This is a genomic window from Paenibacillus puerhi (genome assembly GCF_009846885.1).
Classification (GTDB): domain Bacteria; phylum Bacillota; class Bacilli; order Paenibacillales; family NBRC-103111; genus Paenibacillus_G; species Paenibacillus_G puerhi.
Genome location: NZ_WUWM01000002.1, coordinates 36,796 through 51,606 on the forward strand (window position 1 = coordinate 36,796; position 14,811 = coordinate 51,606).

The following is a 14,811-nucleotide window of genomic DNA, read 5'->3' on the forward strand; positions in this document are numbered from 1 at the left end:
GGGGTCACGTGCTTGCGGTAAATCAACTGTCACACAGCTTCAGGAACGGCACCGAAGATACGCCGGTCCTGCACCAGATTCAATTTCAGGTGAACAAGGGCGAGATGGTCGCCCTGCTCGGCAGCTCCGGCTCCGGCAAGTCGACGCTCCTGAACCTGATGGCCGGACTTATGAAGCCTACGTCCGGCAGTATTCTCATTGACGGAAGTCCCATTGAGAAAATGAACGAAAATCAGCTGGCCGAGTTCCGGCGTACGCATATCGGCTTTATTTTTCAATCGTACGAGCTGATCACCCATCTCACGGTGCGCGAGAATGTCGAGCTCCCGCTCGTCTTCCAAGGCATGAAGCCCAAGCTGCGCCGAGAGAAAGCGATGTCCTTGCTCTCCAAGGTGGGACTTGGCGACAAGACGGAGATGTTTCCTTCCCAGCTATCGGGCGGTCAACAGCAGCGGGTCAGTATCGCAAGGTCCCTGGTCACGATGCCGGCCATCATCTTCGCGGACGAACCCACCGGTAATCTCGACACGAAAACCGAGAAAGAGATTATCGATCTCCTCATCGAGCTGAATCAGACGCTGGGCCTCACCTTCGTCATCGTTACCCACGAGATGGAAGTGGCCAGGCGAACACAGCGTGTGATCCAGCTGCGGGACGGATATTTGGTCGAGGATGACGCATGGGCGGGTGAGGAAGAATGAAGCTCCGCGACTACATAAGACTCGGCTGGGATCAGCTGAAGCGCCGGATCGTCGTCACGGCGCTATGCGCGATGGGGATCGCTATCGGCTCCGCCTCGATTATCGTCGCCCTCTCCTTCGGGGAGTCGATCAACCAGTTCAGCAAGCAGCGGATGTATAACTTTCTCAAGTCGGATGAAATCTCGGTGCGCGCCGGCAGCGGGCCTCAGTCCGATACGTCAGGCGACCCGAATGCCGCGAAGCCTTATGAGCTGACCAGGGCCAAGATCGACATGATGCGGAACTTCCCGCACATCAAGGCCATTTCAACCTACCGGACCTTGAACGGCTTCGAGCTGAAGCTCGATAACAAGCGCGGCATGCTCTACAACATCTACGCGACGGAGCTCGATACCTTGGGCGACTTCGGCATCGAGCTGCAGCAGGGCGGGCCTTCCGAGCTGGAGAACACGATTATCCTAAGCTATGGCGCAACCATGGGGCTTCGCGATGATCAAGCCTCCCGAACGCCGGTCAACTACGAAAACGAGAAAGAGGCTATGGAGGCCTGGCGCGCCCAGATGAGGATTTCTTACCCGATGTACCAGAAGATGGTCACGCTCACCCCGCAGTCCTACACCGAATTCAGCGGCGAGGGCAAAGCGATCCCCGTAAGGGTCGTCGGTATTCTCAAGAAACCCGAGGGCATGTCCGATGACATGATCGCTAGTCAGAGGGTCGCCTACGTCTCTCCTTCGCTCGGCAAACGACTCTACGAAGCCCAACAGGAGATGAATGGCGGGAAGCCGCGCCCAGGAAGCGAAGGAACCGCCACGGCCGACTACGACATGGTCAAAGTCAAAGTAACCGAAAGCTCCCATGTCAAGGAAGTGGAGCAGTTGCTCCAGAAGCTGAAGCTGAGCGTGGAAACGAACCTGCACTACGAGGAACGGCTCCAGTCGGAGCTTGCGATCGTCCGCATCGTGTTCGGCGGCGCGGGCCTGTTCATTCTATTCGTCGCCTCGATCTCGATTGTCGTCGCCATGACGATGTCCACCTATCAGCGCAGGCGCCAGATCGGCATCATGAAGGTGCTTGGCGCCAATCTGGGCCAGATCCGCAACATGTTTATGATCGAGTCGGCTCTGCTCGGTTTGCTTGGGGGACTTGTCGGCATTCTTACGTCGTATTGGGTCATCTGGGCTATCAATATCGTCATTATGAAATTTTCCGGCGATTCCGGCTCCAGTGCTGAAGAAGTCTTGTTCATCAGCCCTTGGATTTTGCCGTTAGGCTTGTTCTTCGCCATCATGACCGGTGTATTATCCGGTATTTACCCGGCTGTTAAGGCTTCGCGCACCGATGCGCTGACAGCTATCAAGCGGGACTAACCGACAAACTTAGGGGTGTAATAACCATGAAGAAAAAAAAATGGCTGATCGCCATCGCTGCTATCCTTGTGGTGGGCGTGACCGGATTATTGTATTGGCAAAGCCGGCCGACCGACAGGAGCCAGACAGCGGCCATGCAGCCCTCGAATGCCCTGAAATTTCAGGCGACCCGGGAGGATTTATCAAGCACCGTCGAAGTCAAGGGGAAGTCCTCGTATCGTCAGGAAACTTACATAAACGCCCCATTCGCGAGCGACGTCAAGTCCTGGGAGGTCAAGGAAGGCCAGCAGGTCAAGAAGAACGACGTGCTGTTCCGGCTTGTGGATACTACCTTGCGCAATGAAATCGCGGAACTCCAGGCAGCGGCCCGCAAGCAGGAGATGGAGATTCGGCTGGGCGAATTTCAGGCGACAGTCGGCGGCGGCGGCGGGGGCGCGGAAGCCGCCGGCATCTCCGAGACGGACGCCAAGCAGCGCTTCGCGCAGAACGAGAGCAGGAAGATCCAGGAGGAAGTCGCCAGATTGAATCTAGAGCATGCCCGCACGCAGCTTAACGAGAAGTCGGAGAAGCTGAAGGCGGCGCAATTCCCCTCTCCCGAAGCCGGCATTTTTCTTTTCGATGCGGTAAAGGAACCCAAAACCGTCAAGGAAGGCGAGCGCATCGGCAAGATCGTCGACTTGACCCAGCTTCAGCTCCTGGCCTCTGTCGGCGAATACGATCTGTTCCGGCTCAGCGAAGGGATGCCCGTAGAGGTCCGCGTGGATGCCCTGAAGGGCCTGAAGCTGGAAGGCCAGGTTGAGCGGCTGTCCAAGTTCGCCAAGACGGGCAGCGACGGCTCCAGCGGAGCAGCGGCCCAGTTCGAGGTTATTATCTCGCTCGAGCCGAATGAGAAGCTGATCGCAGGCCTCAGTCTCACCGCCTCCATCCAGACGGATAAGAAAAGCGGAGCGCTCGTCATCCCTACGCTCGCGGTCCAGCGGGACAAGGATGAATATTATGTGATGCTGGAGACATCTCCTGGCAGCGTCGAACGCCGGGTGGTCAAGATTGGCGTTGAGACGCCGGACAAAACGGAGATTTTGGAAGGCTTGAACGAAGGAGATACCGTGGTCATTCAATAACTGGCCACCATTTATGAACGGCGATTGTCATTTTGGTCTGCGACCGCTATAATAAACAGTAGCTTTTAGCACCAAGTCCTAACGATTATAGGGATCTAAGAGACATGAGGCGCGGCCGGCTTCTGGACGGCCTTGGCGTCAGGCATGGAGAGGATGGAATGACAATGACCGAAGTGACAAGCACGCTCGCCTATGACGAGTTTAAAACCATACTGCTGGACCGCCGCAGTGTCCGTAAGTATAAGGACGAACCGGTATCTGTAGAGGATATCCGGGAGTTGATCGACTGTGCCCGCTATGCGCCGAGCGATACCAATTCGCAAACCTGGGAATTCATCGCGATAACGAACCGCGAGAAAATCAAGGAGATCGAGGCGATTACCTGGGAGGAGCTGCACAAGCGTGCCGGGGAAGCCGACGAACGGGGTCTTTCCAAGGAAGCCCGTTTGCTAACCAAGTCGTTCGGTCCTTATGCGACGGCTTTCTCTCAAGCGCCGGTACTGATCGTCTGCTTGGCTACCCCTTATCAGTCCAAGTTCCGTGAACGAATCTTTGACCCTGTTCAATTGGTGCCGGATCATGTATGGGACGAAGAAGGGATCAAGAGCAGCTGCCTGGCCTCGCAGAATTTGATGCTGGCCGCTCATGCTCGCGGGCTGGCTACATGTCCGATGACCGGTCCCGTGCTTCTGGCCCAAGACCGGCTGCGCACGTATCTGGACATTCGTCCGGAATGTCAGATCAACATGGTCATCGCGCTCGGACACCCGATGGAAAGCCCTTCGCGCTTGCCTCGCAAGCCCGTGGATGACATTTTGCGGATCGTCGACTAACGGCCTGCAGGTTTGACAGGAAATTGCATTTTCTTGTATAGTAGTTCTTAATAGGTTTGACTCGCACGCTTACGACGGAAGCACCCGTAAGAGAAGGCATTTGCCCTTTCTTGCCGGTGCTTTTTTTGTTGGCTGCGAGCAGACATTTCCCTATTTCATGATCCGAAGGAGGATGCTCGCTTTGAGTAAGTCGCTAACCGTATTTTTGGCCGCATGTGTGCTTATGCTCTCCGTACTGCCTACGGCAGACGCCGCCATCACGCTGACGGCCACAGTCAAGACAGCTCTAGAGAGAACGATCAGCGAGGCCGACCGCAGTCAAGCAGACAAGCTTACCTCGTTGTACAACGAATTCGTCCAGCTGCAGAGCCGAGATGCAGAGCTGACCAGCCAGCTCAAAGCAGTGAATGCGAAGAACAAAGAAGCCCAAGCTTCGCTTACCAAGCAGATTAAACAGATAGACGCCGCCCGCTTGGACAGGCTGGAGCAAGAGGTCCGAAGCTCCAAAGACCGCTATGCCCCGCTGTTCGCACAATACACCCTGCTGAATAAACAGCTGGAGGCTTCCCGCTCCCTCGGAACCAAGGAACTGAGCCGTATACTGAGCCTTCAGATCAATGCCATGAAAATTCCGGTTCAGCTGGCCCGCATGAACATCAGAGCCAAGGAGGCCGAATGGAAGAATGCCAAGGAACAAGCTTCCAAAGCGGCGAAGAAAGTACGCACCGTCCTGGAGGGCGTGGAGCCGCTCCAAGCCCAGATCAAAGCGAAGCAAGGCGCCGTGAAAACGATCGAAGCCAGCATGACTCCCGTTTGGAGCTCCTTCAAGCAAGCCGTCCAAAGGAAAGAGGCCAAGAGCGCTCACAGCACGTTGGCTTCCGTCGTCTCCTTATCCAGCCAGGTCAACAAAGAGAAGCAGAACCTGGTCGGCCTGGAAAATAAAATAAGCGCTATCCTGGCTTCGGCCCAAGCACAATTGCCATAAAAGAAAAGGACTCCTGTCCGGAGTCCTTTCGCACGCTTCTGTGCTTGAGTTAAGCTGCGCTCGCTTAGGCGAGCAACCATCAAAAAAGACGGTTCCTGAAACCTTGTTCCAGGAACCGTCTTGCGGCTTAGAATCTGTCTTGTTGTATGCGGCAGAAGACAACTACCCAACGATATATGTTTTCAATCCCGATCGCTAGAGCGCACCGGGCATCGCAGTTAGTGTGATTCTTACAGCTTGATTACGTTAGCAGCTTGAGGACCGCGGTTGCCCGAAACGATTTCGAACTCGACCGATTGGCCTTCTTCCAACGTCTTGAAGCCATCGCCTTGAATAGCGGAGAAGTGAACGAATACATCGTCGCCGCCCTCAACTTGAATAAATCCATAGCCTTTTTCTGCGTTGAACCATTTTACTGTACCTGTCAATGAAAACAACCTCCTAGATGTATCGCCATCGAGGGCGAATACCAAGATTATAGCATCAGCAAACGCATAAATCAACTTGGCTAGGCCGATCCATACGTCAGTCGAAGTACCTCTTTAGACCCCGGAATAAAGGGCAATTTGGACTCCACTATACGGCTGCGAACCCCTTCTTCGCCAAGCTCATCTAGCAGCTCCGCCAGGTACGGATAACGCTCCCACTTGAGCGTAAATATCGGATATATTCGAATCTCGCCGTCCTTCCGGCAAACCCGAAGCAGTTCCCGCAGCGCATTCCGATGAAATGTCAGGTCAAACTGGCCCTCATATAAGAATAGGAAGTGGCTGACCAGCACCAGCGAAAACGATTCGTCCGGATAGGGCAGGCTCGGCAGCATGGCCTGCGCGTATACTCCGCTGTCTTGGCTGACCCGATAATGGGCGATGAATCGCTCCAAAGAAGCCTCCCGGTTGGCCCGATGCCGGTCGATACTGCCGTAGTAGCTCCAGTCGCACTGCTCCTTTATGGCCCCCAGCTTCGCCGTGGAGATCGCGATCTCCTTGCTGCCATGCTCGTAGATAGCTTCCGGCTCCAAAGCATACATCGGATCGGCAGCTACCGCCTGATAGCCCCGGCCGCAAGCCTCCGCCACAAAAGAAGATGCGCCCGCCGCCACATCCAGGATAGGTCCGCTCTTCCTTAATAGATCGGTTTCTAGTGCAAACATGCGCACATACTCTTCGAATGACCTGCATGTCATAGCAACACCGATTTGTTCATAAGGCTTCAACTCTCCGCTCATCTCATAACACTCTCCTCAGCTCATCTGGGTACATTCTTCGCCTCCATCGTCCCTATGGCCGATGCTGAAGCTTAGAAGGATAATACCACGGAAGCCGAGCCCGTTCAACCTAAAATTTCCGAGTCTTGGAATCTGCAATGCCTTGCAATTCACAGGAAGTTAAGGTATGATTCGCGCATAGGCGCAGCCTGCCCGACCGCATAATTTTTTATTGAAAAGAGGTTTCCAAGTCGTGATAAAAAAGCATACGATATTCAAAAGAGATAAATGGAACATGCTGACGGTAGAGGTTAATGGGAAGCAGCTCATTCTCCGGGAAATTACGGAGCAGTGGGGCGAGGAATGCCATACGTTTCTAAGCCGTCCTGAGATGATGCACTGGGCGGAGGAGCGATTCTCCAAGCAGCGCTTTGACGGCACGGAGGAAGAACTTGAACAGATCATGGAAGCTTTCCGGCAAGTTTGATGCAAGCTTCCGCTCCTGAGGCTTGACTTCCTGCTTGTTTGCCCTCTATAATGAGAGGTAATTACATAAGGTGTCCTCCAAAGGGGAGTAGCTGTCACAGTAAAGTCGTCAATTCGGGTTCTTCTGGAGCCCCGGCTTTATTGGCAACGTTCACGTTGTTAGCAAGACCTTTGCCTGTTTTTCACGGGTAAAGGTCTTTTTTGTTGGCAAAAAGAACCTTGCCCGGATAGGTATAGGTTCATTTTTATGTAACATCATGTTAGTGAAGGAGTGAGGGCTATGGATTGGTTATCCGCAACATTTTTAATTGCTTTGCTGAACATCGTGGTGATTGACCTCGTGCTGGCGGGCGACAATGCCATTGTAATTGCTCTGGCAGCGCGAAACTTGCCCAAGGAACAACAAAAGGGCGCTATCATCTGGGGAACCGTAGGGGCTGTCGTCATCCGGATCGCCGCTACACTGGCAGTTGTTTGGCTGCTGAAGCTCCCTGCCCTGCTGCTCATCGGAGGACTCGTCCTGATCTGGATCGCCTACAAGCTTCTCGTAGACAACAAAGATCATGACATCTCCGCCAAGCCGAAGCTCGCGGATGCCATCCGTACGATTATCATTGCGGACGCAGCCATGGGCTTTGACAATGTCATCGCTGTAGCCGGAGCCTCGCATGGCAGCTTCTTGCTTGTTGTTCTTGGCTTAATCATCAGCGTACCGATTATGGTATGGGGAAGCACGCTGTTCATTAAGCTGGTCGACCGCTTCCCGATCATTATCTGGATCGGCTCCGCAGTGCTTGCCTACACGGCAGCCAAGATGATCACGGAAGACCGTTTCGTAGCCGACTACTTCCATGCTAATCCGGTCGTGAAATGGATGGTCGTCGGAGTCGTGGTTATCGGTGTCCTGGCACTGGCGTACTTGAAGAAAAAATCCGCCACAACCGTTCACATCACAGACAGCGGCTCACTTGCTATTCCTGAAGTGCTGGAGAAGGTTGCAAACATTCAGCCCAATGACAGCTTTACGGCCAGCCGCGATAAAGACGGAAGACTCGTATTAGTGAAGTCAAGAAGCTGACAAGCTTTGCCTAGCGGCTTCCGTTCACAAGGGGCGTCTGCCCTGCCAAACATGACCGGCTTTCCTCAGGGAAGCCGGTTTCTTGTTTATGCGCACAACCGCTCTCCATAAAGAGGAAAATTTGATCGGACGGCGAACATTATAGTTCGAAAGGGGGATCACTCATGAGCAACGGAGCAACCATTATTACCTTCATTATCCTTTCCTTCTCATTATCCTTGATTTTAATCATGAAGAAGGACTCGCTTCCCCCCAGCGTGAAACGGCCGCTCGCCCTGCTCGCGCTGGTAATGATATCATTTTCTTTCGTGCTTCTGATTTATTCGTTTCTGCATAGTGTGTAGATATCCGATTAGACTTACGTCTGCGGAATCCCTATACTAATATTTAAGCCTCGCTCCGGTCATACTAAGCCGCAAGTTGCCAGACCGACCATTTTTTCCATGGAGCGTGAGCGCATGCGTTGGTATCCAGTATGGCTTAGCGGCGTGCTCGGCCTCGGCCTGTTGGCTTCTGCCACTGCCTGGGCGGACCAGGACGCGAAGCCCCCATCTCATCCATACTCAAGGAGGGCACCCATGAACCAGGTATTGAAACGAAATGAAGTCCCGGCGGAGCACCGCTGGCAGCTGGAGGACCTGTTCCGTGACCAGGATGCGTGGAACAAGGAATACCAGGATGTTGGTACCAAGCTGAAGGATGTAGCGAAGTTTCATGGCAAGCTGAACGAGCCGGCTGCTATTAAAAGCTGCTTTGAGCTTGAGGATGAGATTTCCTTACATACGGAGCGTTTGTATGTTTACGCCAACATGAAGCATCATGAGGATATGGCGGACCCAACCTACCAGGCCCTATCCGACAAATCGAAAAAGCTGAGCGTCGAAGTGAACGAAGCGACCTCTTTTATTTTCCCGGAAATCCTGAGTCTTACCGATGAGCAGCTGCAGAAGCTGGTCGAAAATCCCGAGCTCAGCTTCTATAAGCGTACACTGGAGGAAATGATCCGCCAGAAGCAGCATGTACTCAGCAAGAGCGAGGAAGCCCTTCTGGCTCAAGTCGGCAATCTGTCTCAAGCGCCGGGTACGATCTTTGGCATGCTCAATAACGCCGATCTCAAGTTCCCTAAGGTGAAAAACGAACAAGGCGAAGAGGTCGAGCTGACGCACGGACGATATATTCAGTTTCTCGAGAGCCGGAATCGCCAGGTGCGGCAGGAAGCCTTCCAAGCGATGTATGAAACGTACGGCAAGCAAAAAAATACGATAGCCGCCACCCTCGCCGCCAATGTAACTAAAAATATTTTCTACTCCAAAGTACGCAAGCATTCCTCTGCGCTGGAAATGTCGCTCTATGGCGATAACATCGATAAGGGCGTCTATACCAGCCTGATCGATGCCGTTCATGAATCGCTTCCCCTGATGCATCGCTATATGGAGCTGCGCAGAAAGCTGCTGAAGGTAGATGAGCTCCACATGTACGACTTGTTCGCCCCGCTGGTCGACGAGTACAAGATGGATATTACATACGAGCAAGCGAAAGCGAAAGTAAAAGAAAGCCTCCAGCCGCTCGGTCAGGACTATTTGAATGTGCTGCAGGAAGGCTTCGATAACAGTTGGATCGACATCTATGAGAATGAAGGCAAGCGAAACGGCGCTTACAGCTGGGGCGCGTACGGAACCCATCCTTATGTGCTGCTCAATCATAAAGACAACCTGAACAGTATGTTTACGCTAACTCATGAGATGGGCCATGCGCTTCATTCCTATCTGTCAGACACCAATCAGCCTTACCGTTATGCCCAGTACACCATCTTCCTGGCTGAAGTCGCTTCCACGCTGAATGAAGCTTTGCTAATGGACCACATGCTGAAAAATTCGACCGATCCCAAAGAAAAGATGTATCTGCTGACCTACTACATGGATCAATTCCGCACGACGGTATTCCGCCAAACCATGTTTGCCGAGTTCGAGAAGATCATCCACGAGAAGGCCGAGCAAGGCGAGTCCTTGACCCCGCAGCTGCTCAGTGAGATTTACTATGGACTGAACAAGCTGTATTATGGCGACAAAATGGTCGTAGACAAGGATATTGAAATGGAATGGGCGCGTATTCCTCATTTCTATAACAGCTTCTACGTCTATAAGTATGCAACCGGGTTCTCGGCGGCTACCAGCTTCGCCAAACAAATATTGGAAGAAGGCGCCCCTGCGGTCGACCGGTATCTCGGCTTCCTGAAAAGCGGCGGCAGCGACTACTCGATTAATATTCTGAAGCGAGCCGGTGTCGATATGTCCACTCCTGAGCCAATCAAACAAGCTATGAGCGTGTTCAAGGAGCTGCTGGAGCAGATGGAGTCGCTGGCGCAATGACTCGAAGAAGGCTGAGACCGGCTTTACGGCTCAGCCTTTTTCCTTAGCCTACCTAACCATGACGATAACGGAGTGAATGCCAATGAAAGCCCAATGGATGCTGATTCTAACCTTGATCTTCGCCCTTATTACTGCGATATTCGCAGTCATCAACGTAGAACCGGTACGTGTTAATTTCATGTTTACCCAAACCGATATTCCGCTGATCCTTGTCGTGCTCGGCTCCACCCTGCTAGGCGGACTGATCGCGGCCCTGCTTGGCTTGATCCGTCAATTCAGGCTGAAGCGGACTATGCGACAGCTTGAGAAACGAATCGCTGAGCTGGAGGCGGAGCGTACTGCGGCTAGCGCAGGACTCTCTCCTGTCCCTTCGAATGGTGCCATCCCCGTGGAAGAGGCGCTCTTCTCTAAAGAAGATTAAGTTAGCATCAAATGTTCTTTAATATTCCAGGAATCGCTGATAAAAGATTGATGAAAGCGCAGAATTTCCTTAAAATAGGTATATTGTAACTATTAATGACACTTCGTGCGAGGAAGGATGCCGACATCATGAGCGATTCTCCGGCCTTGAGCTGCGATCACCAATTGAATCAACTGGCTTTTCAGCGCGCGGTAACGGGAATGGCTTTTCTGTCGGCTGATGGATTCTTCATCGCCGTCAATTCCTCCTTCAGTCGGCTGGTAGGCAGTGGACCGGATGAGCTGATCGGCGCACATGTCGATACGCTCGATAGTCGGTCGGAGCCTCCTCTTCCTTCCTCGGGTTCCGACTGGCTCGCCTCCTATAGCCTTGAGAAACCGTCCGAGAAGCATATAGCCGGCCCTGGCGGTACCGCTCTATGGGCCGAGATCAGTCTCGGCGAATACGAGGTAGCATCGGGGCAAGCAAACGCGCCTGTTTACCTCATGCAGCTCCAGGACATTACGAAGCGGAAGCGGGCCCAGCTGGCCGAGGCTTCCTGGCGCACAAGCGAGCAGATCTATCGCGCGATTACCGAGCACTGTACCGATATCATCTCCAAGCATACCTTGGACGGACTGTTCCAGTATGTCTCCCCTTCCGTTCGCCTGCTGCTCGGCTATGAGCCGGAGGAGCTGACAGGCACGAGCATTTATGATTATTTCCATCCCGACGATCTATGTCTGTTGGATACGGCTGTCGATGAATTGGCCTCGTACACTTCGCTGAAGCTGCCTCCCTACCGGATGCGCCACAAGGACGGGAGTTATGTATGGATGGAAACTCATCTGAACGCCATCGCTGACGCGTCTGAACCCGCTCTTGAGCTGGTTTGCGTATCGAGGGATGTGACCGAACGTAAAAACATGGAGAACCAGCTGCGTAAGACGAATGAGCTTTTACAAAAAATTTCTTCGATCGATTCCTTGACGGGTGTGGCCAACCGCCGCGGCTTTGATGAGAATTATGCCAAGGAGTGGCGGCACGGGCTGCGTTTCTCCACGCCGTTATCCTTGATCCTCCTCGATATCGATTATTTCAAGAACTTTAACGATAACTGCGGCCATCATGAAGGAGACGCCTGTCTGAGACAAGTGGCCGAGGCATTGAAGCGAGCAGCCAAGCGCCCTGGCGACCTGATCGCCCGATATGGCGGCGAAGAATTCGTCGTCGTGCTTCCGATCACGGATGAACGAGGAGCCGCCTATGTTGCCGAGCGCCTCCGCCAGGAGGTCGAATTACTTGCGCTGCCTCATCCAAGCTCCGAAGTATCCGCTTATGTGACGGTCAGCCTCGGTCATGCGACGATGGTTCCCGCCCGCGACCTATCCTCACGCGAGCTGCTTGTTCGCGCGGATCAGGCTCTGTACAGGGCCAAGCAGGAAGGCCGCAACCGCTCCAGAGCTTACCGACCAGGCTAAGCTTTTCTTTTCCTGCCTTGCCATCCGCTCACCCGGCCGGGTAGAGCTTTTTTGCAACGATAAGAGAAATAGAGAAACAAATAAGTCCGGCCAGCCGTTATAAGGGTAACCAGCCGATCCCGGCATCGAACGAACAGGAGGGATTTCATCATGATCACTACCAAACGAGTCATGGCGGCCGCACTGTCGCTGACGCTGCTCTTCTCCATCACTCCTTCGGCTTCCCAAGCCGATCCAGACCCTGGTATCTCCTTGACTTTAAATGGGGAGGACGTCCGATTCGCCCTTTCTCCCCGCCTTATCGGGAACACGTTAATGGTCCCCCTGCGCGATGTTTCCACAGCGCTTGGCGTTCAGGTCGAATGGAAGGAAGCCAGCCGGACAGCTACGGCTGCGAAGGGCTCGTCGACGATCCGCATGACGGCTGACAGCCTGCTCGCTTACCGGGGAGAGGAGGAAGTCTCCCTCCCTGCTGAGCCTATCTTGGAGAATGGAAGCCTGCTGGTTCCGCTGCGGTTTTTCGGAGAATCCTTTGACTTCAATATCTACTGGGACGCCAGCGCTAGAAAAGTCAGCATCGCCGATGCGGATAAAAGTCTGCCCACGGTCGGGTCCATAGCGCGCCTGGAAGAACTATTGAAGGAAGCGGGACAAGACAGGGGATCGAGCTATACCTTAAGCACGACCGACATGGTATCCGCTGCTCCGGCTGTCGCCGCTGAGTCCAAATCCATGACAGCTCCTTCTGCTGCCGCCGGCGCTGCCCCTTATTCGACGACGAATATACAAGTCGAAGGCGTCGATGAGGCCGATATCCTTAAGACCGACGGCCAATACCTGTATCAGGTCAGCCGGGATCGCGTAATCGTCACCTCCGCCGTTCCTGCGGAAAGCATGCATGTTCTCGGCAGCGTGTACTGGCAAGACCCCGGCTTCTATCCGCGCGAGCTGTATGTGGACGACCGGCATCTGATCGTGCTCGGTACAAGCTCTTACCCTTCGCGGATATCTCCAGGCGAACCGGTACCCCAGCCCTTGGATATGGCCGTTCCGGCCGCCGACAGTCTGAGCGTCCAGCAGGATTCATCCGTAAGCTTGAAGACCCTCCCTTCCGAGCTTAAGAAAATTACGATCCTGCCGTCGCCCGTACCCGTACGCTCGACGACCAAGGTATTAGTCTATGATCTCGCTGACCGCAGCCAGCTGAAGCCGATTCGGGAAGCGGAGCTGGAGGGTCATTACATCTCCTCCCGGAAGGTAGGGGACGCCCTCTATCTGGTCACGAACAAACATTTCAATTCCTTCGGTCTGATGCGTGACGAACTGGGCGTGGCGGACAAAGAAGCGGCAGCCTCGCTGCCCTCGTACAGAGACTCGGCGATCGGGGACTCCTTCCGTTCCATCGGGCTTGAGGATGTCCGTTACTTTCCGCAATCCGTGGAGTCCAACTATTTATTGATCGGCGGCCTTGACTTGACCAAGCCCGATAAAGGCATTCAAGTGACCAGCTATCTAGGCTCCGGCCAGCATGTCTACGCCTCTCCAGCCAGTCTTTACGTGGCGGCGAGCGAGATGGAGCCGGTGCAAAATCCGAGTGCCGTCGAGCCAGCCCGCTCCGTTGCTAAAGACTCAGCGGCACTGATGCCGCCTGCTTGGACGCCTCCGTATTATGAGTTTAAAACAGCGGTATATAAATTTGACTTTGATCATGGAGAAGTTCGCTATGCAGGCCGGGGGAAGGTTCCGGGACAGCCTCTGAATCAATTTTCCATGGATGAGCATGAGGGTTACTTCCGTATTGCGACCACCAGCGGTGAGATGTGGCGCAATGACGAGCATACCTCCAAAAATAATGTCTATGTGCTTGATCAGGCCATGACGATAACGGGCAAGCTCGAAGGGCTCGCTCCCGGCGAACGCATCTATTCGGTGCGCTATGCCGGACAGCGAGCTTATATGGTGACCTTCCGCAGCGTGGACCCCTTGTTTGCCATCGATCTGAGCGATCCGAAGGCGCCTGCGGTGCTGGGACAGTTGAAAATTCCCGGCTACAGCGATTATTTGCACCCGTATGATGAGAATCATCTGATCGGGTTAGGCAAGGAAGCCGTCGAGGTTCAGATGAAGAACGGCAGAAGCCTTGCTAGCCAGGATACGCTCGCTTATTATCAAGGAATGAAGATCGCGCTGTTCGACGTTTCGGACGTTTCCCAGCCGAAGGAGCTTTTCAAAGAAACGATCGGAGATCGCGGTACTCACTCGGAGCTGTTGAACAACCATAAGGCTCTGCTGTTCTCGAAAGACAAGGACATCCTCGCCTTTCCTGTAACCGTTATGGAGATTCCGGATAAATCGGCCGCTAATGCCGGAACGTATGGTGAATTTACTTTTCAGGGGGCTTACGTGTACGGCCTTGATCTGCAGCAAGGCTTTAAGCTGCGAGGGAAGATCACCCATCTGTCCGATGCCGACTTATCCAAAGCGGGCAGCCGCTGGTACCATAGCGATAAGAACATCGAGCGGCTGCTTTATATAGGAGATACGCTGTACTCCGCCTCCGCCGACATGATTAAAGCGAACCATCTGACGGATCTGCAGGAGATCGGTTCTGTCACACTTCCGCCACGGAAACCGTAACATCCTTGATGTTGCTTGATTTCCCACTGGTCGGATCCCCAGCCGTAAGGTACAATATTAGTATTACTGCTGTTGGATGGAGGGGTCCCGAATCCATGGTTACTACAATCATTGTGATTTCTATTCTTATTTGTTTACTTGTA

14 protein-coding genes are annotated in these 14,811 nt (G+C 53.6%); 12 read left to right on the forward strand and 2 right to left on the reverse strand.

Annotated elements, in window-relative coordinates; genetic code table 11:
• Positions 1–8 precede the first annotated feature (8 nt).
• From GSF01_RS01950 to GSF01_RS01970, 5 genes are all read left to right on the forward strand, one after another.
• Positions 9–701 carry an ABC transporter ATP-binding protein gene (locus GSF01_RS01950; RefSeq protein ID WP_159881348.1) on the forward strand — a complete coding sequence of 231 codons (693 nt, stop codon included), beginning with the start codon at positions 9–11 and terminating at the stop codon, positions 699–701.
• On the forward strand, positions 698–2,071 hold the full coding sequence (locus GSF01_RS01955; protein ID WP_159881349.1) for an ABC transporter permease: 1,374 nt from the start codon (positions 698–700) through the stop codon (positions 2,069–2,071). The genes GSF01_RS01950 and GSF01_RS01955 overlap by 4 nt, the downstream gene beginning before the upstream one ends.
• Positions 2,072–2,097: 26 nt before the next feature.
• On the forward strand, positions 2,098–3,192 hold the full coding sequence (locus GSF01_RS01960; RefSeq protein ID WP_159881350.1) for an efflux RND transporter periplasmic adaptor subunit: 1,095 nt from the start codon (positions 2,098–2,100) through the stop codon (positions 3,190–3,192).
• A 164-nt stretch (positions 3,193–3,356) separates the two neighbouring features.
• On the forward strand, positions 3,357–4,025 hold the full coding sequence (locus GSF01_RS01965) for a nitroreductase family protein (RefSeq protein ID WP_159881613.1): 669 nt from the start codon (positions 3,357–3,359) through the stop codon (positions 4,023–4,025).
• A 181-nt stretch (positions 4,026–4,206) separates the two neighbouring features.
• Complete coding sequence (locus GSF01_RS01970; protein ID WP_159881351.1) at positions 4,207–5,010, forward strand: hypothetical protein; 804 nt, start codon at positions 4,207–4,209, stop codon at positions 5,008–5,010.
• Positions 5,011–5,240: 230 nt separating this feature from the next.
• Here the strand turns inward: GSF01_RS01970 and GSF01_RS01975 are convergent, their stop codons facing one another.
• Both GSF01_RS01975 and GSF01_RS01980 read right to left on the reverse strand, forming a co-directional pair.
• Positions 5,241–5,438: a cold shock domain-containing protein gene (locus tag GSF01_RS01975; protein WP_159881352.1), complete on the reverse strand. Its 198-nt coding sequence runs from the start codon at positions 5,436–5,438 to the stop codon at positions 5,241–5,243.
• A gap of 80 nt (positions 5,439–5,518) precedes the next feature.
• On the reverse strand, positions 5,519–6,238 hold the full coding sequence (locus GSF01_RS01980; RefSeq protein ID WP_159881353.1) for a methyltransferase domain-containing protein: 720 nt from the start codon (positions 6,236–6,238) through the stop codon (positions 5,519–5,521).
• Positions 6,239–6,470: 232 nt separating this feature from the next.
• Between GSF01_RS01980 and GSF01_RS01985 the strand changes: the two genes are divergently transcribed.
• From GSF01_RS01985 to GSF01_RS02015, 7 genes are all read left to right on the forward strand, one after another.
• A complete protein-coding gene (locus tag GSF01_RS01985) occupies positions 6,471–6,704 on the forward strand; it encodes a hypothetical protein (protein ID WP_159881354.1) in 234 nt (77 codons plus the stop codon).
• 279 nt (positions 6,705–6,983) lie between these two features.
• Positions 6,984–7,781, forward strand: coding sequence for a TerC family protein (locus tag GSF01_RS01990; protein WP_159881355.1), 798 nt, complete (start codon positions 6,984–6,986; stop codon positions 7,779–7,781).
• Between the two features lie 164 nt (positions 7,782–7,945).
• Positions 7,946–8,125, forward strand: a complete 180-nt coding sequence (locus GSF01_RS01995) for a hypothetical protein (RefSeq protein WP_159881356.1) — start codon at positions 7,946–7,948, stop codon at positions 8,123–8,125.
• A gap of 234 nt (positions 8,126–8,359) precedes the next feature.
• Positions 8,360–10,150 carry an oligoendopeptidase F gene (pepF, locus tag GSF01_RS02000; RefSeq protein ID WP_159881357.1) on the forward strand — a complete coding sequence of 597 codons (1,791 nt, stop codon included), beginning with the start codon at positions 8,360–8,362 and terminating at the stop codon, positions 10,148–10,150.
• A gap of 82 nt (positions 10,151–10,232) precedes the next feature.
• On the forward strand, positions 10,233–10,571 hold the full coding sequence (locus GSF01_RS02005; protein WP_159881358.1) for a LapA family protein: 339 nt from the start codon (positions 10,233–10,235) through the stop codon (positions 10,569–10,571).
• Between the two features lie 128 nt (positions 10,572–10,699).
• Complete coding sequence (locus GSF01_RS02010) at positions 10,700–12,031, forward strand: sensor domain-containing diguanylate cyclase (RefSeq protein ID WP_159881359.1); 1,332 nt, start codon at positions 10,700–10,702, stop codon at positions 12,029–12,031.
• Between the two features lie 150 nt (positions 12,032–12,181).
• Complete coding sequence (locus tag GSF01_RS02015; RefSeq protein ID WP_159881360.1) at positions 12,182–14,668, forward strand: beta-propeller domain-containing protein; 2,487 nt, start codon at positions 12,182–12,184, stop codon at positions 14,666–14,668.
• The last annotated feature ends 143 nt before the right edge of the window (positions 14,669–14,811 follow it).